General features: G+C 68.3%; 15 protein-coding genes. 4 read left to right on the forward strand and 11 right to left on the reverse strand.

Annotation, left to right across the window (positions count from 1 at the left end):
* Nucleotides 1-83 precede the first annotated feature (83 nt).
* From EV649_RS01550 to EV649_RS01560, 3 genes are all read left to right on the forward strand, one after another.
* Nucleotides 84-1,268 carry a DUF418 domain-containing protein gene (locus EV649_RS01550; protein ID WP_241997652.1) on the forward strand — a complete coding sequence of 395 codons (1,185 nt, stop codon included), beginning with the start codon at nt 84-86 and terminating at the stop codon, nt 1,266-1,268.
* A gap of 18 nt (nt 1,269-1,286) precedes the next feature.
* Nucleotides 1,287-1,889 carry a GNAT family N-acetyltransferase gene (locus tag EV649_RS01555; protein ID WP_130379724.1) on the forward strand — a complete coding sequence of 201 codons (603 nt, stop codon included), beginning with the start codon at nt 1,287-1,289 and terminating at the stop codon, nt 1,887-1,889.
* 112 nt (nt 1,890-2,001) lie between these two features.
* Nucleotides 2,002-3,717 carry an alpha/beta fold hydrolase gene (locus tag EV649_RS01560; RefSeq protein ID WP_130379726.1) on the forward strand — a complete coding sequence of 572 codons (1,716 nt, stop codon included), beginning with the start codon at nt 2,002-2,004 and terminating at the stop codon, nt 3,715-3,717.
* 369 nt (nt 3,718-4,086) lie between these two features.
* Here EV649_RS01560 and EV649_RS01565 read toward each other — a convergent pair whose 3' ends face one another.
* The 8 genes from EV649_RS01565 to EV649_RS01600 all read right to left on the reverse strand — a co-directional run bounded on the left by EV649_RS01565 (nt 4,087) and on the right by EV649_RS01600 (nt 13,592).
* Entirely contained in the window at nt 4,087-6,585 is a 2,499-nt protein-coding gene (locus EV649_RS01565; RefSeq protein ID WP_130379728.1) for a tetratricopeptide repeat protein, read from the reverse strand.
* A gap of 109 nt (nt 6,586-6,694) precedes the next feature.
* Nucleotides 6,695-7,138: a hypothetical protein gene (locus tag EV649_RS01570; protein ID WP_130379730.1), complete on the reverse strand. Its 444-nt coding sequence runs from the start codon at nt 7,136-7,138 to the stop codon at nt 6,695-6,697.
* A 1-nt stretch (nt 7,139) separates the two neighbouring features.
* Nucleotides 7,140-7,886, reverse strand: a complete 747-nt coding sequence (gene dapB, locus EV649_RS01575) for a 4-hydroxy-tetrahydrodipicolinate reductase (RefSeq protein WP_130379732.1) — start codon at nt 7,884-7,886, stop codon at nt 7,140-7,142.
* A 37-nt stretch (nt 7,887-7,923) separates the two neighbouring features.
* Complete coding sequence (locus EV649_RS01580; RefSeq protein ID WP_130379734.1) at nt 7,924-9,744, reverse strand: hypothetical protein; 1,821 nt, start codon at nt 9,742-9,744, stop codon at nt 7,924-7,926.
* Nucleotides 9,745-9,780: 36 nt separating this feature from the next.
* Nucleotides 9,781-10,776: a dipeptide ABC transporter ATP-binding protein gene (locus EV649_RS01585; protein WP_130379736.1), complete on the reverse strand. Its 996-nt coding sequence runs from the start codon at nt 10,774-10,776 to the stop codon at nt 9,781-9,783.
* On the reverse strand, nt 10,776-11,777 hold the full coding sequence (locus EV649_RS01590; RefSeq protein WP_130379738.1) for an ABC transporter ATP-binding protein: 1,002 nt from the start codon (nt 11,775-11,777) through the stop codon (nt 10,776-10,778). Before EV649_RS01590 ends, EV649_RS01585 begins: the two co-directional genes overlap by 1 nt.
* On the reverse strand, nt 11,774-12,673 hold the full coding sequence (locus EV649_RS01595) for an ABC transporter permease (protein ID WP_130379740.1): 900 nt from the start codon (nt 12,671-12,673) through the stop codon (nt 11,774-11,776). The genes EV649_RS01590 and EV649_RS01595 overlap by 4 nt, the downstream gene beginning before the upstream one ends.
* Nucleotides 12,666-13,592 (reverse strand): ABC transporter permease, encoded by a 927-nt coding sequence (locus EV649_RS01600; protein ID WP_130379742.1) that lies wholly within the window; start codon nt 13,590-13,592, stop codon nt 12,666-12,668. Before EV649_RS01600 ends, EV649_RS01595 begins: the two co-directional genes overlap by 8 nt.
* Before the next feature lie 104 nt (nt 13,593-13,696).
* Here EV649_RS01600 and EV649_RS01605 point away from each other — a divergent pair, with 104 nt between their 5' ends.
* Nucleotides 13,697-14,893: an RNA-guided endonuclease TnpB family protein gene (locus EV649_RS01605; protein WP_130379744.1), complete on the forward strand. Its 1,197-nt coding sequence runs from the start codon at nt 13,697-13,699 to the stop codon at nt 14,891-14,893.
* A gap of 37 nt (nt 14,894-14,930) precedes the next feature.
* Here EV649_RS01605 and EV649_RS01610 read toward each other — a convergent pair whose 3' ends face one another.
* From EV649_RS01610 to EV649_RS01620, 3 genes are all read right to left on the reverse strand, one after another.
* Nucleotides 14,931-16,514: an ABC transporter substrate-binding protein gene (locus EV649_RS01610; RefSeq protein ID WP_241997653.1), complete on the reverse strand. Its 1,584-nt coding sequence runs from the start codon at nt 16,512-16,514 to the stop codon at nt 14,931-14,933.
* Between the two features lie 281 nt (nt 16,515-16,795).
* Complete coding sequence (locus tag EV649_RS01615; protein ID WP_130379748.1) at nt 16,796-18,547, reverse strand: ABC transporter ATP-binding protein; 1,752 nt, start codon at nt 18,545-18,547, stop codon at nt 16,796-16,798.
* Entirely contained in the window at nt 18,544-20,145 is a 1,602-nt protein-coding gene (locus tag EV649_RS01620; RefSeq protein WP_157996145.1) for an ABC transporter ATP-binding protein, read from the reverse strand. Before EV649_RS01620 ends, EV649_RS01615 begins: the two co-directional genes overlap by 4 nt.
* Between the last annotated feature and the right edge of the window lie 410 nt (nt 20,146-20,555).

Raw genomic sequence — 20,555 nt, forward strand, 5'->3', positions numbered from 1 at the left:
GGTTTGACGCTCTGGGAGCGGGCGGCTCGGGTCGCGAGGATTGAGTCAACAGCTCAACCCTTCCACAGTTTTCGGAGGACACCGTGACTACAACCACCCTCCCGGCCGTCGATCACCGCGGCCCGGTCACCGGCCGGGAGCGCGCGCTGGCCCCCGACCTGATCCGCGGCGCGATGCTGCTGATGATCGGCCTGGCGAACAGCGCCAACTTCGCGTTCGCCGGCCAGCCCGGCGTGGAGAGCGCGCCGCACGGCTTCGAGCGCATCCTGAACTTCCTCAAACTCACCTTCGTCGACGCCCGGGCGTACCCGGTGTTCGCGGTGATGTTCGGCTACGGCCTGGTGCAGCTCGCCCGGCGGCAGCGATCCTCGGGCGCCACCACCGGCGCCGTCCGGCGGATCCTGCTCAAGCGCAACGCCTGGCTGATCGGCTTCGGCGTCGTCCACGCGACGCTGCTGTACTTCGGCGACTTCCTCGGCGCCTACGGCATCGTCGGCATCATCTGCACGCTGTTCCTGCTCAACCGCGGCGACAAGTTCCACCGGATCGTCCTCGGCATCTGGGCGTTCATGGCCGTCGAGGTCCTGTTCATCGGGGCCAAGGCCGCGCTCGCGATCGTCAACAGCTCCGGACCGGCGCACGCGCTGACGAATTCCCCGAACCCGTCGCTGGCCGCTTCGTCGTACCTGGGCAGCCTGGTCGACCGGCTGCACGAGTACCCGCTGCACGCCGCGAGCGTCATCCCCTTCATCGTGATCGTCTGGCTCGGCATCTGGGCCGCCCGTCAGCAGATCCTGGAGAACCCGGGAGCCCACAAGACCCTGCTCACCCGGGTGGCCGTTGGCGGTCTCGGTCTCACCGTCCTGGGCGGCCTGCCGCTCGCACTGGTCGGCGCCGGCTGGATGCACGTCGACGAGAGTGCAGTGGACGCGCTGAGCCTGCTGTCCCACGTGTCCGGCATGTTCGGCGGTCCTGGGTACGTCGCCCTGTTCGGCCTGCTCGTCCTGCGGATCCGCAAGCTGTCGTTGCCGGTCCGTGCGATCTCGGCGCTCGGTCAGCGGTCGCTGTCCGGGTACCTGTTCCAGTCGGTCTCGTGGATGATCCTGCTGGCCCCGTTCACGCTGGACCTGCGGTTCGGAAGTACGGCGTACACCGCGGCGCTGGTCGCGATCGGTGTCTGGGTCGTCTCGGTCGCCGGCGCGTACGCGATGAGCCGGCGTTCCTACCGCGGTCCGGCCGAGACCCTGCTGCGCAAGCTCGTGTACTGACTTGCGAGGATTGCGGTCATGAGTGACTTCGGCGTACCGGAACCCGCCAACCTCTCGGATCTATCAGGCGACACCCCGGTAGCCGAGACCAGCGTGCGGCTGGCGCTGCCTGCGGAGGCAGGAGAGATCGGCGAGATCCAGGTCGCGGCCTGGCGTACGTCGTACGCCGGGCTGCTGCCGGCCGATGTCCTCGCCGATCTCAACCCGGCGCAGTTCGCGGCCCAGTGGCGGGCCGCGCTGGTCGCTCCGGGCGAGGCGCGGAACCGGGTGATGGTCGCACTGGCCGGCCGCACCCTGGTCGGGTTCGCGGCCATCACGGCGTCCGACGACCCGGACGCCGACCAGCAGCACGACGCGTTGATCGCCGAGCTGGCGGTCAGCCCGGAGGCGACCCGCGCCGGCCACGGCTCCCGTCTCCTGAACGCCGTCGTCGACACGGTCCGCGCCGACGGCTTCCGCCGGGTCACCGTCTGGGTCAACTCGACCGACGACGTACTCCGCGCCTTCTACACCGAATCCGGCTGGGCCCCCGACGGCGCCCACCGCGAACTCGACCTCTACGGCGACGAGTCCGTCCGCATCAAGCAGATCCGCCTCCACACCGACCCCGGCACGGAGTAATCCCTTAGCAGGTCGGCGATCGGCGACGGGCCGGGGGTGGTGCTAGACGCGTCCTGGTGGGCATGACAGATTGTCACGGACCGATCACGCATGGCCATCCGCTGGAGTCTGCATGAAGTACGTTCCACTGGCCCTGGGCGCGGCAGCCCTGGGGCTGTCCGTTGCCGCTGTTGTCGTCGTGCCGGGCTCGGGCGCGACGGCGTCGACACAATCGGCCAGTCAGGCACGAGTTGTCGACAAGCCACATCAGGTGGCGACCAAGTACCTCAAGCAGAAACCGCGGTGGTTCGAGTGCGGCGACGCCGAACTCCGCACGTACTGCGCGAAGATCACCGTCCCGCGCGACTGGGCCAACCAGTACGCCGGCAACGACCTGCAGATCGCGGTCAGCAAGGTCGCACCGGCCAAGGGCAAGCCGAGCCGCGTCGTGTTCGGCAACCCCGGCGGACCTGGTGGCGCCGGCCTCGGGATGGCGCCGTACCTCGCGAGCCAGGCGCCGCTCGCCAAGGATCACCTCGCCGTCGGCTTCGACCCGCGCGGCACCGGCGGCAGCTCGAACGTGAGCTGCGACGGCGCCCCCGGCTACACGATGGACGCGCGCGACCGCGCTCCCGCGACCCGCGACCTGATCGCCGAGGCCTCGCAGATGGCGCAGACGTACTGCGACCAGCAGTCCCGCGGCCTGCTCCCCTACATCACCACTGCGCAGACGGTGCAGGACATGGACCTGATCCGGCGGCTGCTCGGCTTCGACAAGATGGACTACGTCGGGTACTCCGGCGGCACCTGGCTCGGGGCGTACTACCAGACCTACTTCCCCGAGCACGTCGGCCGCTTCGTGCTGGACTCGAACACGGACTTCACCAAGGGCTGGCTGGACACGTTCGTCAGCCAGCCGCAGGCGTTCGAGCGCCGGTTCCGCGAGGACTTCGCGCCCTGGGCCGCCAAGTACGACGACCAGTTGCACCTCGGTTCGTCACCCGGTGCGATCATCCGCCTGTACGAACGGTTACGACGGGCTCTCAAGGAGCAGCCCGCGACCGAGGAGTTCATGGACGGCGCGGTCACCGTCAGGTACGACGAGAACACCCTCGACCTGATGGTGACCGGGGATATGTACTCGAAGCTCGATTTCCATTCCCTCGCGGCGGACCTGCTATTTCTCCATGACCTTTCCACAACGCAGGCAAAAGGCGGCCCGCGAGCCGCGCAACGCAAGGTCGACGCGCTCTCCAAGGCCCGCCAGCAGCAGCTCGTCGAGCGCGCCGGACGCGCACCCGTCGGGCTCCGGACGCTCGGCGAGGACGACGCCGAGGATGCGACGTTCACCGCGATCACCTGCAACGACACGGCCTGGCCGCAGGGCCGCGAGTACGGCGAACAGCTCGCCGCCCGCCTCGGTCCGCACTTCCCGCTCGTCGGCTGGACGATGTCCGAGAACCCCTGCTTCTACTGGGACCGCCCGAACCTGACGATGCCCACACCGACCGGCAAAGGCTTGCCCACAACGCTGATGGTGCAGTCCGTGCACGACCCGGCGACCAGCTACAGCCTCGCCGCGGCGGCCCACAGCCGGTACGCCGGTTCGCGGCTGCTGACCGTCACCCGCGAAGGCGACCACGGCATCTACGGCGGTGTGAACCGCTGCGCCGACCGGATCGTCAACACGTTCCTCACGACCGGGGTCGCACCGGCCAAGGACGTCAGCTGCGCCGGCGAAGGCATCCCCGCACCGACGACCGAGGAGCCCGGTTTCGACGAGGGCACCGGTGCTCCTTTACGAAGGATCGCCGGATTCACAAAAGCTGTTTCCGGATATCTGCCGTAACGAGCGCTTGAAAGCGGCTGAATTCACCTACGGACCGGCAGTCCGCGGTCACGGTCGGCGAAGTCCGGCCGGGGTTTTCGTTGTCAGGACAAATTTGTCAGGGCGATGTCAGGGTTCCGTCCCTGTGCGACAGAGCGTGATCACGGCAATCTTGAGGCAGCGCGGAGGACCTGGTCGTCGTCTGGGAGGGCTCGACGACCCGGCGATCATCGCGGAGGTGGCTTCGGCCGGCTGTGAGGTGGGGGGACTGCCTGGGGGGTCAGACAGAGGACACAGCCGGCCGGGTCACAACTCTGGATCCGCGCCCTCAGATCCCTCGCGGGGCATCGTCGATCCCCCAGGTCGTGGTGCTCCGCGAGGCACGCCCACTCAGAGCGGATCGCGAGTCCGCGCCGCCTCTGGGGCGCCCGGGGGCGGGTAACCGTCCGCGACCGCGGCCAGTGGCGCCGCGCGACCGGCCGACCAGGCGGCCCGAAAGGCGCGTCGCTCGAGCGACGCTTCGACCGCGGCTCGGGTAGTTTCGCAGCCTGCCTTCTCGATCTCTGGTACGGGCGCCCGGATGACTTCTCGCACCCCGTCGGCCGCGCCGAGCAGGAAAGCGGCGTACTCGCTGCGATCGCGTTGCTGCGCGACGGCGGCCAGCTCCTCGAGCACACTGGCCGACCGCCACCGGTCTCCCAGATCGCGATGCTCGGCCAGGCTTTCGTCGAGCAGGTGTACGGCGCGGTCGGTCAGGCCACGCCGGCGTTCGACGATGCCGAGCTGGTTCAGCGACCAGGCGACACCCTCGCGATAGCCGAGCCGTTGCGACAGCGCGAGGCTCTCCTGCAACAGGTCCTCGGCCTCGACCAGGTCACCGCCGTACTGCGCGATCGCGCCGAGGCTGATCAGCGACCAGGCGGTTCCTTCGCCGTCACCGACGGCCCGGAAGCTGTCGCGGGCTCGTCGGCACCGACGCGCGCCGATCTCGAGATCGCCGCGGAGCCAGGCCACGAAGCCGAGGTGGTTGTGGGCCCAGGCCATCCCCGACCGGTCGCCGAGGCTCTCGTACAGGTCGTAGCTCTCGCAGTGCAGGTCCTCCGCTGCCTCGTAGTCGCCGCGTTCGCGTGCGACGCCACCGAGGCGTTGGAGAACCAACGCAGTACCGGACGTGTCGCCGAGCTCCTTGTACTGCCGCAGCGCGGTCTGCAGTCGCTCGGTCGCGGCGTCGTACTCGCACTGGAGGAACGCCAGCGTCCCGGCGCCCAGGTTCGCCTTCGCACACACCGGCGCAAGGTCCGCGATCCGTTCGGGCGGCACCGAGTCGCCGAGTTGCAGGGCACGCTCGAGCCACTGACTGCCCTCGGCGTAGTGCCCGCGGAGGTAGCAGAACAGCCACAGCCCACCGGCCAGCCGGAGCGCCTCGTCGACCGAGCTGGTCCGTAGCGCCCACGCCATCGCGGATCGCAGGTTCGCGAGCTCACGGTCCAACCGGTCGAGCCACTCCCCCTGCTCCGGCCCACGCAGACGGCTCTCCGAGTCCTCGGCGAGACCGACGTAGTACTGCGCGTGCCGCTCGGCGGCCTCGTCCGTCTGTCCCGCGGCCCGCAGGCGATCGGCTGCGAACTCCCGAATCACGCCGAGCATGTAGTAGCGCGCGACGCCGCCGCGCCTGGCCACCCGGATCAGCGACTTGTCGGCCAGGCGTCCGATGAGGTCGAGGGCCTCGACCCGGGTCGCACCACCGGGAACGACCGCTGCCGCCGCGCCCAGCGTCCAGCCGCCGGAGAACACCGACAGCCGGGCGAACACGTCCCGCTCGGCCTCGCTGAGCAGTGCGTGGCTCCACTCGATCGCGCCGTACATCGACTGCTGGCGAGGGGACGCGGTGCGTGGACCGCCGGCCAGGATGCTGAACGACGTCTCGAGTTCGCTCGCCAGTTCCTCGATCGTCATGACGTTCGTCCGCGCCGCGGCCAGTTCGATCGCGAGCGGCATCCCCTCCAGGCGGCGCACCACACGCGCGACCTGGTCGAGCTCGCCGGCCGGGTCGTAGCCGCGGGCGATGGCGCGTTCGACGAACAGCCGCACCGCTTCCGACGATGCCAACCGGTCCTCGTCGTGCGGCAGGGAGAGTGCGGGTACGACGTACACACTCTCGCCCGGCAGCCGCAGCAACTCGCGGCTGGACGCGAGGATCGACAAGTTCGGGCAGTACTCGAGCAAGGTCGAGCAGACCTGCCCGACTGTCGCCACCAGGTGCGAGCAGTTGTCGAACACCAGGAGCATCGTGCTCCGGCCGATCTGCTCGGCGATCTCCTCGACCAGGCGCGTGCTGTCCAGCCGATGCATGCCGATCGACGCGGCGACGGCGGGAGCGACCGCGGCGAAGTCGGTGACCGACGCGAGCGGCACCCAGCAGACGCCATCGGGGAAGTTGTCCGCCACGTCGCCCGCGAGGGCCAGCGTCAGCCGGGTCTTGCCGACACCACCTGGTCCGGTCAAGGTCAGCAAGCGAGTCAGTCGCTGCCCCAGCAGGCGCGTCGTCGCGGTCAGCTCGGTCGTCCGCCCGATCAGCTCGTTGGTCGGCGCCGGCGGTTGCCGTATCGGCAGCCGTGCGGAGCCGGCCTCCTTGCGCGCTGCCGCCGTCAGCAGGGACCGCTCGGGCTCACCGAGCCGCAGCGCGTCCGCGAGCAGACGCAGCGTCTGCGCCCGCGGCGCACGCCGGCGGCCTCGCTCCAACGCCGCGATCGCGTCAACGCTGAGACCGGCTCGTTCGGCCAGCGCTTCCTGCGACAGCCCCGCCTCCCGTCGGTGCCGGCGCAGTAGCCCGCCGAACCCAGCCCCCTGTACGTCGCCCGTGCCGCGGCGAGATCCGTCTGATGGCACAGGACGGCCCCACCCAGTCTCCGACCTTTACGTGGCGGCTGCCACGTAACTGCGAAAATATCGCGTTCCGCACCCCGTTGTCAGTTATCCCGGGGAACTGCCCCGGAACTCATGCGGTCCGATCGTGGTGCGCGATGGCGGTTCGCATCGATTCCCGGGCCCGTTTCCGGTCCCCCGCGGCGTCGTACGCCGTCGACAGCCGGAACCACACCCGCCAGTCCTCGGGGGCCGCTTCCGCCTCCGCCTTGTACCGTCCGAAGGACTCGTCCGCGGCCGCCCGGTCCACCCGGCCGGACGGCCGGCGCGGCAGATCGTCGACCGGCAGACCGCCGGCCGCCTCCAGTTCACGCGCCAGCACCTCGGTCCGGCGCCCGAACTGGATCTCGCGCCAGACCAGGTACGCGCCGATCAGCGGGATCACCAGGACCGCGAGCCCGAGCACGACCGACACCGGCGTACCGACCTTGATCAGCAGCACGCCCCGCCAGCCGATCAGCACGGCGTACGCGACGAACACGACCGCCAGCAGGATCGCGGTCTGCTTGGCTCTCATCTCAGGAGAGATCCATGAAGTGCTCGAGCCCGACGGTGAGGCCGGGCGCGTCGCCGATCCGCCGTACGCCGAGCAGGACGCCGGCCATGAACGAGACCCGGGCCATCGAGTCGTGCCGGATCGTCAGCGTCTCGCCCTCGTCGCCGAACAGCACCTCCTGGTGCGCGATCAGGCCGCGCAGCCGGACGCCGTGCACCCGGATCCCGTCGACGTCCGCGCCCCGGGCGCCGTCGAGCGCCGTCGTGGTGGCGTCCGGGATCGGGCCTGAGCCGGCCTCGCGGCGGGCGTCCGCGATCAGTTCCGCCGTACGCCGGGCCGTGCCGGACGGAGCGTCCACCTTGTCCGGGTGGTGCAGCTCGACGATCTCGACGGACTCGTAGTACGGCGCGGCCTTCGCGGCGAACTGCATCATCAGCACGGCGCCGATCGAGAAGTTCGGCGCGATCAGTACGCCGGTCTCCGGGGACTTCTCGAGGAGCCCGCGCAGCGTGGCGAGCCGCTCGTCGTCGAAGCCGGTGGTGCCGACGACCGCGTGGATGCCGTGCTCGATGCACCAGGCCAGGTTGTCCATCACGACCTCGGGGCGGGTGAAGTCGACGACGACCTCCGCACCGGCCTCGGTCAGCGCGTCGAGCGCATCGCCCTGGTCGAGCTGCGCCACCAGCTCACAGTCGGCAGCCTCCTCGACCGCGAGGCACGTCTGAGCGCCCATCCTGCCCTTGGCCCCCAGGACACCGACCTTGATCATGCGACACCTTTCTGTCCGAACTGAGGGGTTCAGGATCTCATCCGGCCGGTTGGGCGGGCCGCTCGGCCTTCGGGATCCAGACCTCCAGCCCGATCGTCTCCCGTGCTGGCGCCAGTTGCTCGTAGTCGGCGTGGAAGTCCAGCCCGCAGCTGCGCAGGGCGTTGATCTCCAGGTCGGAGATCTCCCGGTTCAGGATCACCAGCGGCGGCCTCGACGGACGCTCCTTGCGGCAGACCTCCTCGACGCCGGCCGCGGTTCGCGCGCGTTCCTTCGGCGCGATCCAGGCCTCGCCGAGCGGGCGGCCGCCGAGCATCAGCACCAGGCCGGCCATCTTGTCGAAGGCGAGGATCGGCCGCCCGGGCGGTTCGGTGTACGGGCGGAGGTCGGCGGCCAGGCGGCTGAAGTTCTCCTCGGCCGGTGGCGACAGGTACATGCCGTCCAACGCGGGGATCGTCGTGGCCGCGGTCAGCTGCGAGTGGCCGACGGAGCGGTACGGGTACCGGAACAGACCGGTGTACGCGATCATCGACGTCGCGACCAGGGAGCCGACCAGCACCAGTCCGACAGTCGCCCGCGCGACGATCGGGGTCGCCCAGATGCCGGTCAGGACGGCGATCATAACTGCGGCCCAGGCGGCGAAGGCGTTGAAGCCGATCGTGAAGAGCGGGGTGTTCGTGCCGAAGGCCTGCACGAGCGGCAGCAGCACGAGCAGGGAGAGGATGACCCAGGTGCGCGTGTTCTCGCGGCTCAGCCGGGAGCGGGGCGTGACGCCGACGCGGCCCGCGATCACGGCGCCGGCTGCGGCCACGACGGCGACCAGTACGGCGGCCAGCAGCGTCTCGGCGTACATCGGGATGTGTTGCGAGCCGCCGACTGCGCCGTCGTCGACGACAACCCGTCGTACGGACAGGATCAGTGCCGCCAAGGCGAAGATCGCGGCGGCGATCCGGAGCCGGCGCCAGCGCGCGATGACCGCCACGGCAGTCGCGAGGAGCAGGAGGCCGTGCGCGCTCAGCGTCTGACCGATCAGTCTGATGGTGCTCGACCAGTAGAGCTGCAGCAGCTCGGCCGGCGAGTACGACGTACCGGCGATGAACCTGTTGACGTCGAGGATCCCCGGCACCGCCACGTTCAGCCGCACCACGAAGAGCTGCACGACGAGCGCTACGAGGGCCAGGCCGCCGAGCGCGAAACCGATGCCGCGGGCAACGGCTCGTCCGCCCTGACCAGCCAGTGCGACGACCGCCGTGATCACGATCAGCCCGATCACCACGACCGACGTCCACTTGGCCAGCACCATCATGCCGATCACGAGACCGGCGACGACGAAGATCCAGTACGGGACCGGCGTACCGCGATCGACCGCGGTCGCCATCCACAGCACGCAGGACACCAGCGTCAGCGCACCGAGCAGCACCACATCGTTGTACCCGGGCGACTGCGGCAACCAGCTGTAACACATCCCGCCCGCAGCGAGAACGACCGCCGTACCCGCCGCTTCCCACAGCCGCGTCGGTGGCAGCCCCGGCCGTCGCCCGCGCAGCCAGCGCATCAAGCTGTAGCCGAAAACGAGGTGTACGACGACCACAGTGAACAGCCGGAAGAATCGGAGCTTCACGATGTCGTACCCGAACCACTCGAACACCGGGCCGTACAGATACTGCACGCCGGTCAACGCCAACGGGTTGCTGTCCCACCACCGGTACGAGAGCAGGTAGTAGCCCTCGTCGGTGATGTCGAAACCTTCGTTGGCGGCCCGTCCCGCGGTGAGAATCCACCACGCCGCCAGCCCACCGGCCACCACGATCACCCCGGCAAGCAGGACAAACCGTCTGCTTGCCGAGAGAACCGTACTCACGGCCGCAACCCTAGGCCATCACCCGACAGCTATCCCTCAGGCCGTCGAGTAAGCGGTTTGCGCATCCTCCGCGAAGTGGCACGAGACCGTCTGGCCGGACTTGATCTCCCGGAGCTCCGGTACGTCGGTACTGCACTTGGCCTCGGCCCGCAGGCATCGGGTGTGGAACCGGCATCCGGACGGCGGCATCACCGGCGACGGCGGGTCACCGGCCAGCACGATCCGCTGCCGGCCCTGCCGCGCCAGACCGGGCTCCGCGGACAACAGCGCCTGCGTGTACGGATGCGCTGGTACGTCGTACACATGCTGGTGCTCGCCCAGCTCGGCGACCTTGCCGAGGTACATGACCGCGACCCGGTCGGAGACGTGCCGGACGACGGACAGGTCGTGCGCGACGAAGATGATGCTCAGGCCGAGCTCGCGCTGCAGCCGCATCAACAGGTTCACCACCTGCGCCTGCACGGACAGGTCGAGCGCCGACACGGGCTCGTCGCACAGCAGTACGTCGGGGTTCAGCGCGATCGCCCGCGCGATGCCGATCCGCTGACGCTGTCCGCCGGAGAACTGGTGCGGGAACTTGGTCTCGTCCTCCGGCCGCAGACCGACCAGCTCGAGCAGCTCGCGGACCCGGGACCGGATGTCGACCCCCTTGCCCACGTCCGAGTGCACCCCGTAGGGCTCGCCGACGATCTCGCCGACCCGCATCCGCGGGTTCAGGCTGGAGTACGGGTCCTGGAACACGACCTGGACGTTGCGCCGCCAGCGCCGCAGCTCGCGGCCCCGGAGCTTGCTGACGTCCACACCGCCGTACTCGATCTGGCCCGACGTCGGCTTCTCCAGCGCGGCCAGCAGCCGGACCAGCGTCGACTTCCCGCAGCCGGACTCGCCGACGATGCCGAGCGACTCACCCTTGCGCAGCGTCACGTCGACGCCGTCGACCGCGCGGACGATGGTCTTGGCGCCGAAGTTCAGCGCCGGGCTGATGTCGTAGTGCTTCACGACGTTCGTTGCCACCAGCAACTCTTCGGCCATCAGACAGCCTCCTTCGCGGCTAGCGACGTACGCCGGATGCACGCGGCCTCACGTCCGGGCGCGATCGTCAGCAACGGCGGCACCTCGGCCGCGCAGTCGTCGACCGCGATCGGGCACCGGGTCCGGAACGCGCAGCCGGACGGGATCGCCCGCAGCGACGGCGGCGTACCGGGGATGGTCGGCAGCTCGCGGCCCTTGAGGTCGGCCGACGGCATCGAGCCCAGCAGCCCTTCGGTATAAGGGTGTACCGGGTTTTCGAGGGCCTCCGCCGTCGCGGCCCGTTCGACCACGTGGCCGGCGTACATCACCACGACGTTGTCGGCGACGTCCGAGACCACGCCGAGGTCGTGCGTGATCAGCACCACGCCCATGTCCCGCTCGGCCTGCAGGTCGGCGATCAGCTCCAGGATCTGCGCCTGCACGGTCACGTCGAGTGCCGTGGTCGGCTCGTCGGCGATCAGTACGTCGGGGTCCAGCGCGAGCGCCATCGCCAGCATCACGCGCTGCCGCATCCCGCCGGAGAACTCGTGCGGATAGTCGCCGACCCGTTTCGCCGCGGCCGGGATCCGCACCTGGTCGAGCATCTCCGCGGCCTTCTTCATCGCGTCCCGCTTCGACATCCCGCGGTGCACCCGGTAGCACTCGGCGATCTGGGTCCCGACGGACTGCACCGGGTTCAGCGCCGACAGCGAGTCCTGGAACACCATCGTGATCCGGTCGCCGACGATCCGGCGCCGTTCCCTGGTGGTCATCTGGATCAGGTCCGCGCCGCGGTACTCCGCCGTACCGGACACGATCCGGCCCGGCGGCATCTCCAGGATCCCGGTCAGCGCCTGCGTCGAGACGCTCTTCCCGGACCCGGACTCGCCCAGGATCGCCAGCATCTCCCCCGCCCGCACCTGCCAGGACACCCCGTCCACGGCCCGCACCGGCCCGTGCGGCGTGTCGAACTCGACCGACAGATTGTCGACCTTGAGCAGTACTTCGCCAGTAGCAGTCATCGCATGAGTTTCGGGTCGAGGGCGTCCCGGATCGAGTCGCCGATGATCATGAACGAGATCGTCATCGTGGAGATGAACAGCGCCGGCCAGATGAACAGGTGCGGCGTGTCCCGGTACGACGCCGCGACGCCGAACTGCGAGCCCCAGGAGATCGACGGCGGTTGCAGCCCGACCCCGAGGAACGTCAGCGCGGCCTCGAGCCCCACCATGCCGCCGATGCCGAGCGTGGTCATCGCCAGCAGCGGCGCCATCGCGTTCGGGAACACGTGCTTGCGCAGGATCCGCACCGGCGGCACGCCGATCGACCGGGCCGCCAGGACGTACTCGCGGTTGCGGACCGAGAAGACCGTGGCCCGCATCAGTCGCATCCCACCCGGCCAGCCGATCAGCAGGATGACGCCGACGATGATCCAGATGCTCCGGTTGGCGACCGAGTTCAGGATCACGATCAGCACCACGATGCCGGGGATCGAGAACAGTACGTCGGCGGTCCGCGAGATCAGGCCGTCCACGAAACCCGGGAAGTACCCGGCCAGCAGACCGAGCGATCCGGCCAGCACGAACACGCCGAAACTCGCGCAGATGCTGACCAGCACCGACGGCCGCGCGCCGTAGATCACGTTCGCGAAGTAGTCGCAGCCCTGGATGTCGAACCCGAACGGGTGCCCCGAGCCGCGGCCCTGCCGGCTCTTGGCCAGCTCGCAGAACCGCGGATCGGCGGACGTGAACAGCTTCGGCACCGCCGCCATCGTGAAGAACGCGAGCAGCAGCAGGCTGCAGACGATGAACTGCGGCTTGCGCAGCAGCGCCCGGAGCAGCTCGCGGTTGGACAGGGTGCGGCCGTCGCCGATTTCCTGCGCCTCGGCGCCGACCGCCGCGGTGATCTGTTCAGACATTGCGCACCCTCGGATCCAGGACGCCGTACAGGAGATCGATCAGCAGGTTGATCAGGATGAACGAGATGAACGCGAGCGTGGACAGCAGCACCACGACACCGCCTTCCTTCAGCTTGATCGCCTGGAACATGAACTGGCCGAGCCCAGGCAGGTTGAAGATGCTCTCGGTGATGATCGCGCCGCCGAACATGCCGGCCAGGTCGAGCCCGATGAATGTGACCACCGGCAGCAGCGCGTTCGGCAGGATGTGCCGCCACAGCACCCGCTGCTCGCCGAGACCCTTGGCCCGCGCGGTCTTCACGAAGTCGGCGTTCACCGTCTCCACGATCGACGTCCGCAGCAGCCGGGCCAGGCCGGCGAACCCGAGGACGCCGATCACCAGCGCGGGCAGCAGGTACGAGCGCGGGAACCCTTCCAGCACACCGGACACCGGGAACCACTTCAGCTCGACCCCGAACAGGTACTGCGCGGCGAAGTACGCCACCAGTCCGGGCACCGCGAGCAGCACGAGTGTTGCCAGCAGCAACGACCGGTCGACCCAGCCGTTGCGCTTGAAGCCGGCGTAGATCCCGAAGAACAGGCCGAGCGTCCACTGGACGGCGTTCGCAAGCAGCGTCAGCTTCAGCGTCACCGGGATCCGCAGCCGGAGCTGGTCGGCGATGTCCGCACCCGCGAACGTCGTACCGAAATGGCCGGTGAGGATGTCCTTCATGCTCAGCAGGTACTGGACGATGAACGGATCGTCCAGGTGGTACTGCGCGCGCTTGGCGGCCAGCACCGCGGCGGGGATCGGTTTGTCGCCGGCCAGCTCCCGCAGGGGGTCCCCGGGCATCGCGAAGACGAGCGCGAAGACCCCCAGCGTCACCAGCACACCGATCGGTACCGCCGCCAGTGCACGGCGCAGGATAAAACGGATCATTGGTATTGCCGCGACTGGCGCCCGTTGCTCAAGGCCCGGAGGAACCGCGGCTTCCTCCCCTCAGTGACAGGGAAATGTCGGCGCCGGCTGATTCGATGAGTGCCATGTCCCGGTTCCGGCTCTACCCGACCCCCGCACAGCAAGTTACGTTGTTGAAGCACTGTCAACATGCGCGCTACGTGTGGAATCTGGCGCTCGAGCAATGGTCGATGTGGACCGCCGACAAACCTCGAACACCGGGCTTTGCCGAACAGTGTCGGCAGTTGACCGAAGCTCGAGCCGCGTCGGGCTGGCTGCGCGCAGGGTCGCAAACCGTGCAGCAGCAGGCGCTGCGGGATTTCGACCAAGCTATCCAGCACTTCTACGCCGGGATCCATAGGCGACCGAAGTGGCGCAAGGCTGACCTCCACGAAGGATTCCGGATCGTCGGCGCCCAGGCGTCCCGGATCGTGAAGGTGAGCCGGAAATGGGCGCAGGCACTGATACCCAAGACTGGCTGGGTACGATTCCGGCTGTCTCGCGCCGTACCCGACGCGAAGTCGTACCGCATCACCCGCGACCGCTCTGGTCGCTGGCACATCGCCTTCGCTGTCATCCCCGCCCCGATCCCTCCACCCGGTACGGGCGAGATTGTCGGCGTGGACCGCGGCGTCGCGGTGTCCGCGGCGTTGAGCACTGGCGAACTGCTGCGGTGTCCGGGACTGTCGATCACCGAGCAGGCTCGGCTTGAACGCCTGCAACGCCGACTGGCTCGCTGTCACCGCGGGTCCGGCCGACGACAACGAACGCAGGCGGCGATTGCCAAGCTGTGCGCTCGCGGCGCCGATCGCCGCAAGGACTGGGTCGAGAAGACCAGCAGCGATCTCGCGCGGCGCTTCGACATCGTTCGAGTCGAAGACCTTCGCCTTACCCAGATGACCAGGCGACCGAAGCCAAAGCCGGATTCTGCGCGACCGGGAATCTATCTCCCGAATCGGCGCCGCGCCAAGGCGCGACTCAACCGCGGCATTCGTGCCAATGGCTGGGGAGCTCTGGTGCGACGCCTCGAGCACAAAGCTGCCGGACGGGTCGAGAGAGTCAACCCCGCGTACACCTCGCAGACCTGCAGCGCCTGCGGGCATCGCGCACCGGAGAACCGCAAGAGCCAAGCGGTTTTCCGGTGCGCAGCCTGCGGACACCAGGCCAATGCCGACGTGAACGCAGCCATCAACATCGCGGCCGGACGGGCCGTCAGCGCACGCCGAGAGACGCCCACACGGGTCCCGCCGAAGCGTGAACCTCAACTCACTACCTCCACGTAGTAGTTGAAATCTCCGACCATCACGGTCGGGGAGGACGTCAATTGAACGTGGCCCAGAGCGCCGAGACGCCGACGAACTTCGAGACCCGCGGCTCGATCTTCGCCGAGTGCAGGTACGCGTTCGACTTCGTGTAGAGCGGGATCAGCGGCATGTCCTCGAGCGCGATGTCCTCGGCCTGCTGGTACAGCTTGATCGCCTTCTCCGGGTCCGGCTCGGCGTCACCCTTGGCCAGTACGGCGTCGAGCGCCGGGTTGGCGTACTGGGCGAAGTTCGCGTCACCGTTGGACTTGAACATCGGCGTCAGGTAGTCCTCGATCGACGGGTAGTCGTGACCCCAGCCGGAGAACCGCAGACCGTCCAGCTTGTGGGAGTCCGCCAGCTCGGTGATCTCCGAACCCTGCTTGCCGGTGTACTTGACGGTCAGGCCGAGGTTCTGGCGGAGCATGTTGCCGATCGCCTCGGCGAAGATCTGGCCGGTCGCCGACGAGGTGTTGTAGTTGATGTTCAGCGGGCCGGAGAAACCGCCGGCCTCCTGCAGCAGCTGCTTGGCCTTGGTGGCGTCGAAATCGCAGTACTTGCAGGCGTTGTCGCGGTATCCGGCCATGTCCGGCGCAACCAGACCCTTGGCGGGCTCGGACAGGCCGACCAGGTCCGCGAAGGCCTTCCGGTCGATCGCCTCCGAGAACGCATGCCGCAGCTTCGGGTTCTTGAACCGCGGGTCCCAGGCCGGGATCACCAGGTAGTTGGCGCCGGAGCTGATGCTGGTCACCCACTGGTCCGGGGCGTCGGTCTTGAAGCTCTTCACCTTGGTCGACGGCACGTCGACGAAGTCCACGTTGCCGGCCAGGAACTCGTTGTACGCCGTGTCAGCGTTCGCGATGAACCGGTACGTGATCTCGTCGGCCTGCGGTACCAGCGGGCCCTTGTAACCGTCCCACTTGGCCAGCTTGATGTCGTCACCGGCGTTCCAGTCGGCGGCGAGCTTGAACGGGCCGTTGCCGATCGGCTTGCGCTTGTACGCGTCCGGGTTCTTCCGCACCTCTTCCGGCAGCGGCGCGAGGCCGAGGTACTGCAGCGTCAGGCCGAACTGTGAGAACGGCACCTTGAGCTTGACCGAGAAGGTCAGGTCGTCGATCTGCTTCAGGCCGCTCAGCGTCTTCACCGCGGTCGGCTTCGGCGTGGCGCCGTCCGGGGTCGGCGGGTTCAGGGCGTCGTACCCGTCGACCTTGGAGAAGAAGCCGTTGTTCTTCCAGGCGTTCGAGCCCATCGCGGTCATGTTCCAGCTGTCCACGTAGTCCTTCGCGGTCAGCGGCTGGCCGTTCTGGAAGGTGTTGCCGGCCTTCAGCTTGATCGTCCAGGTCTGGCTGGTCTTGTCCGGCGTGACCGAGTCGGCCATCACGTTCTGCAGCTTGCCGGTCTCCGGGTCCGTGGTCACCAGCGGGGCGAACATCGCCATCGCGATCTGGATGCCCGGACTGCCGTTCTCGTTCAGCGGGTTGATGTACTCCAGCGGGTCGGCAGCGATCGCGATGACCTCGCTCTTGCTGCCCGAGCCACTGCCGGAGCCGCTGCTCTTCCCGTCTCCACACGAGGCGAGCACCAGAGCTAATCCGAGTGCCACCCCCACTACCCCAGTCAGACGTCGCACGGTCAAACCAACTTCCTCGGCGGGAGGGCCGCTAGGCGGGCGGATCAAGCGTCATGGTGGCTGGTCGAAACTGCACATGTCAACGTTGTCAGGCGCAAAGCGGCGGCGCGTAACTCAGGCGTTACTTTGCCAAGACCTCAGATGACCAGCCCTCACTTGCGGAGCGAGCACCCACTTAATCAGATCAGTACGCCAGAGTCATCAGATGACAGGTCAGATCTGGTCAAAACCCGCCTCTGCGCACAGTTGCGCACTTACCGGTAGCCGGCCGCTTGCAGACGGTAAAGCTCCGCATACATCCCGTCGCGCGCCATCAACTCTTCATGCGAACCGGACTCGGTCACTCGGCCGTTTTCCAGTACCACGATGAGGTCCGCCGAGCGCACTGTTGAGAAGCGATGTGAGATGAGCAACGTGATCCGCCCGTCGGAACGTCCGGCCCGTGCCTCGGCGGCCAACCGGTCGAAGACAGCCGCTTCGGTCTGCGGATCCAGCGATGCACTCGGCTCGTCCATGATCATCAGCAACGGCGCCGGACGGACGAGTGCGCGGGCGATCGCCAGCTTCTGCCATTGCCCGCCGGAGAGTTCGACGCCGTCGACCCACGACGTACCGAGTTGGGTGTCGAGGCCCTGCGGCAACGTGTCCACGAAGCTCGCATCCGCCTTGCTGAGGGCGGTCCGCACCTGGTCCGGCGGCTCGGACAGTCCGCCGACCGCGACGGCGTCGCCGACCGTCAACTGGTACCTGACGAAGTCCTGGAAACCGGCGCTGACCTTCTGCCGGTACTGCTCGAGATCCATCGTGGCGAGATCGACGCCGTCGACCAGGACCGCACCCGAGGCGGGCCGGTACATGCCGGTGAGGAGCTTGACCAGGGTCGACTTGCCCGCGCCGTTCTCGCCGACGATGGCGACCGTGCGGCCGGCCGGGAGGAACAGGTCGGTCCCGGGGAGTGCGAGGCGATCTGTTCCGTAGCCGAAGGTGACCTGTTTCAGTTCGATGCCGTGCACCAGGCGATCCGGCGTCGGCGCGGTGCTTGGTTCCTTTTCGGCCTGCTGCGCAAGCCAGAAGTAGTGCTCGGCCGTTGTGCGCACCTGCAGTACGGTGCCTGCCAGGTCGAGGATGCGGTTCGCCGCGCTCACCACGGCGCCGGCCAGCGCGAGCGCCAAGGCCACGTCGCCTGGGGTGACACTCGCCTCGTGAAGGATCAGCACCATTGCGCCGACGTACGCGAGCGGGAACACCGACCAGCCGACGGACCCGATCAGGACCGATCGGAAGAGCGCGTGGTGAGCGATTGAGTTGGCCTTGTCCGCGGCTTCGCGGTGGCTATGGAGCAGCTCGTCGCCCATTGACGCGACGTGCAGCTCCTGTGCCGAGGTCGGAGCGACCGACAGCATGAAGAGTTGCTGCGCGAGCCGCCGCTGCGGAGCCGCCTCCAGCTCCGACCGTCGGCGGATCCGTTCGGCCCGGCGGCTCAACCACAGCGAGGGAATCGCGACCAATGGGAGCACCACCAGCACCGGCTTCAGGTCTGCCAGCAGGACAGTGCTGATCACCAACTGGGCCACGACGAACAGGCCGATGAACGGCATCGTGACGCTGTCCGCGAGGTCCGGCGCCTCCCGCCGCAGGGTCTGCAGCCGGTCCAGGAACTCGGGCCGCTCGAAGTGGTGGATCTGCGGCGCACCCGCGGCCAGCCTCAGTACCCTGCGCTCGGCGACGAAGCTGGAGCGCTCGCGCATCCGGATCGTTGCCCAGCGATAGCCGATCGGGGCCACCAGTACGAAGGTCAGTGCGACGGCGACAGCGATGCCTCCGGCAACCACCTGCCGCGGTTCGCCGGACACTACGCCGTCGACCAGTGGCCGTACGCCGAGTGCGACGAGCAGCGGGCTGATGAAACTCGACATCGTGACGACTGTGTAGAGCGTGAACAGGCCGGGACCGATCTCCCAGCCGAGCCCGATCAGCAGACGCGCTGTGGCGACCCACGACTTCATTCCGGGCCTCCCTCGAAGCGGGCCGCTTGAAGGCGGAACAGGTGGGCGTACGTGCCGTCTCGCTCGAGCAACTCGTCGTGCGATCCCTGCTCGATCACCCTGCCTTCGTCAAGTACGACGATGGAGGACGCCTGGCGCACCGTGGAGAAGCGGTGTGAGATCAGGATCGTGGTCAGCCCGGCGGTCAGGTCCAGGAAACGCCGGTACAGCTCGGCTTCGGAGCGCGCGTCCAGGTGCGCGGCGGGCTCGTCCAGTACCAGTACGGATGCGCCCTGTTGGACGGCGTACAGCGCTCTCGCGAGACCCAGTCGTTGCCACTCTCCGCCGGACAGCTCGACACCGCCATCGAACTCGGCTGAGAGCACCGTGTCCCAGCCGTTCGGCAGCGCCTCGACAATGCTTGTCGCTCCTGCCCGCTCGGCTGCGACCTCAATGTCTGCATCACCGCGGCCGAACCGGACATTGCTGTACGCCGACATCGGCAGCCGCAGGGGCTGCTGGAAGACGACCGCCAGCGTGCGCCGCCAGTCGTCGGTGTCGAGGTCTTGCAACTCGACACCGTCGATCAGGATGGAGCCTTCGGTCGGTTCGTATAGACCGCACAGGAGCTTGACGAGGCTGGTCTTGCCGGCACCGTTGGCGCCGACGACTGCGAGCGATTGCCTGGCTGGAATCACCAGGTCGAGGTCCTTCAGTACCCGGCGGCTCGTGCCCGGATAGCCGAAAGACACGCTACGGAAGGCGATCTCGCGCTGCGGCATCCCGGTTGCCGGCTGCGATCCACCAGCGGGAGCGGTTGTCGGTGCGATTGCGCGCATCGCCTCGTCGTACCGATCGAGGGTTGCGAGGGCGAGCTCTGTCTGCAGGCCAGACCAGGACGACTGCTGGATGCCGCCCAGCGCGACTAGGAACGTCTGGACGTACGTCGCTGTCGGGCCGGCGGCGAGGCGCCCTGCCATCGCCTCGCGGACCACGAGCACGATGCCGCCGAGCACGACGACGCCCAGGAACGCAGTCGCAATCAGCGGACGACGGCCGGCCGGGGTCAGAACGCGCTGCATCGTTGCGGCCCAGGTCTCCCCATGCCTGTTGACGACGAACTCCGGCAAGCCGAACAGGCGGATCTCCTTGGCGGCCGGCGGTGTGGTCCCCAGGTCGTTGAAGTACCGCATCCGGCGCGCGGACTCCGTTGCGCCGTAGTGGTGCCCGGCCTCGGTGCGGGAGGCGACCCGGTCTTCGTACGCCGCCCAGACGCCGGCCACGAGCAAACCCGCGCCGAGCCACCAATGGAAACCGGCGAGAATGATGCCCGAGGCCAGCAGAATGATCCGCCCGGTGGCTAGGCCGCCGATCGTGCTCGCGAGCCGACCCGGCCGCGCCCAGTCCGCCCGCAACGTGTCACGCCCGACCTCCACCAGCGCCGCCGTCGCGGGATCCTCCAAGTGCCGCACGCCACTAGGCGCGGCCACAGTCCTCATCAACTCGTGCTGCAGCACCGCATCGACCCGCTCCCCCAACGCAGTCGCCGCCGCCCGCTGCAACGCCCCACCAAGCCACTGCAGCAACAAACACCCACCGGCCACCACAGCCCAACCCACCGCGTGAGCCCGATCCGCCCGAGCAACCCCCGCAACAACCTGCCCCAGCGCCACCGCAATCCCCACCGGCGCCCCAGCCGCCAACACAACCATGCCAACCGTGAGAACAGACAGCCGTCGCCCCGCACCCCAGGCCACTCGTGCAAACCGCCGGACCCCACTCACCACCCAAGTCAACAACATCCGCCGGTCCACCACCGAACAGCGGGTTGTGTCACCGCTCGTGTGACGCGCCGGAAATTCGCGCGATAAGTCAGTGGTCGAGCCGCCCGCCCCGCCGTCCGAAGCCGGCTGTGGCCACCTTGGGCACCGATCAACCGTGTTCCGCGGCGAATTCTGGTTGACCCGCGCTCAAAGTTGATCGCTGGCACGCACCGCGATCCCTCCGGGTGGGTGCGGGGAGTGCAGCT

The organism is Kribbella sp. VKM Ac-2569 (assembly GCF_004216905.1).
GTDB lineage: Bacteria > Actinomycetota > Actinomycetes > Propionibacteriales > Kribbellaceae > Kribbella.

Bases quoted from the DNA above. Each gene is read 5' to 3' on its own strand.
- EV649_RS01555 (WP_130379724.1), top strand. From the start codon at position 1,287: ATGAGTGACTTCGGCGTACCGGAACCCGCCAACCTCTCGGATCTATCA.
- EV649_RS01560 (WP_130379726.1), top strand. From the start codon at position 2,002: ATGAAGTACGTTCCACTGGCCCTGGGCGCGGCAGCCCTGGGGCTGTCC.
- EV649_RS01570 (WP_130379730.1), bottom strand. From the start codon at position 7,138: ATGAGAGCCAAGCAGACCGCGATCCTGCTGGCGGTCGTGTTCGTCGCG.
- dapB (WP_130379732.1), bottom strand. From the start codon at position 7,886: ATGATCAAGGTCGGTGTCCTGGGGGCCAAGGGCAGGATGGGCGCTCAG.
- EV649_RS01585 (WP_130379736.1), bottom strand. From the start codon at position 10,776: ATGGCCGAAGAGTTGCTGGTGGCAACGAACGTCGTGAAGCACTACGAC.
- EV649_RS01590 (WP_130379738.1), bottom strand. From the start codon at position 11,777: ATGACTGCTACTGGCGAAGTACTGCTCAAGGTCGACAATCTGTCGGTC.
- EV649_RS01595 (WP_130379740.1), bottom strand. From the start codon at position 12,673: ATGTCTGAACAGATCACCGCGGCGGTCGGCGCCGAGGCGCAGGAAATC.
- EV649_RS01600 (WP_130379742.1), bottom strand. From the start codon at position 13,592: ATGATCCGTTTTATCCTGCGCCGTGCACTGGCGGCGGTACCGATCGGT.
- EV649_RS01605 (WP_130379744.1), top strand. From the start codon at position 13,697: ATGTCCCGGTTCCGGCTCTACCCGACCCCCGCACAGCAAGTTACGTTG.
- EV649_RS01615 (WP_130379748.1), bottom strand. From the start codon at position 18,547: ATGAAGTCGTGGGTCGCCACAGCGCGTCTGCTGATCGGGCTCGGCTGG.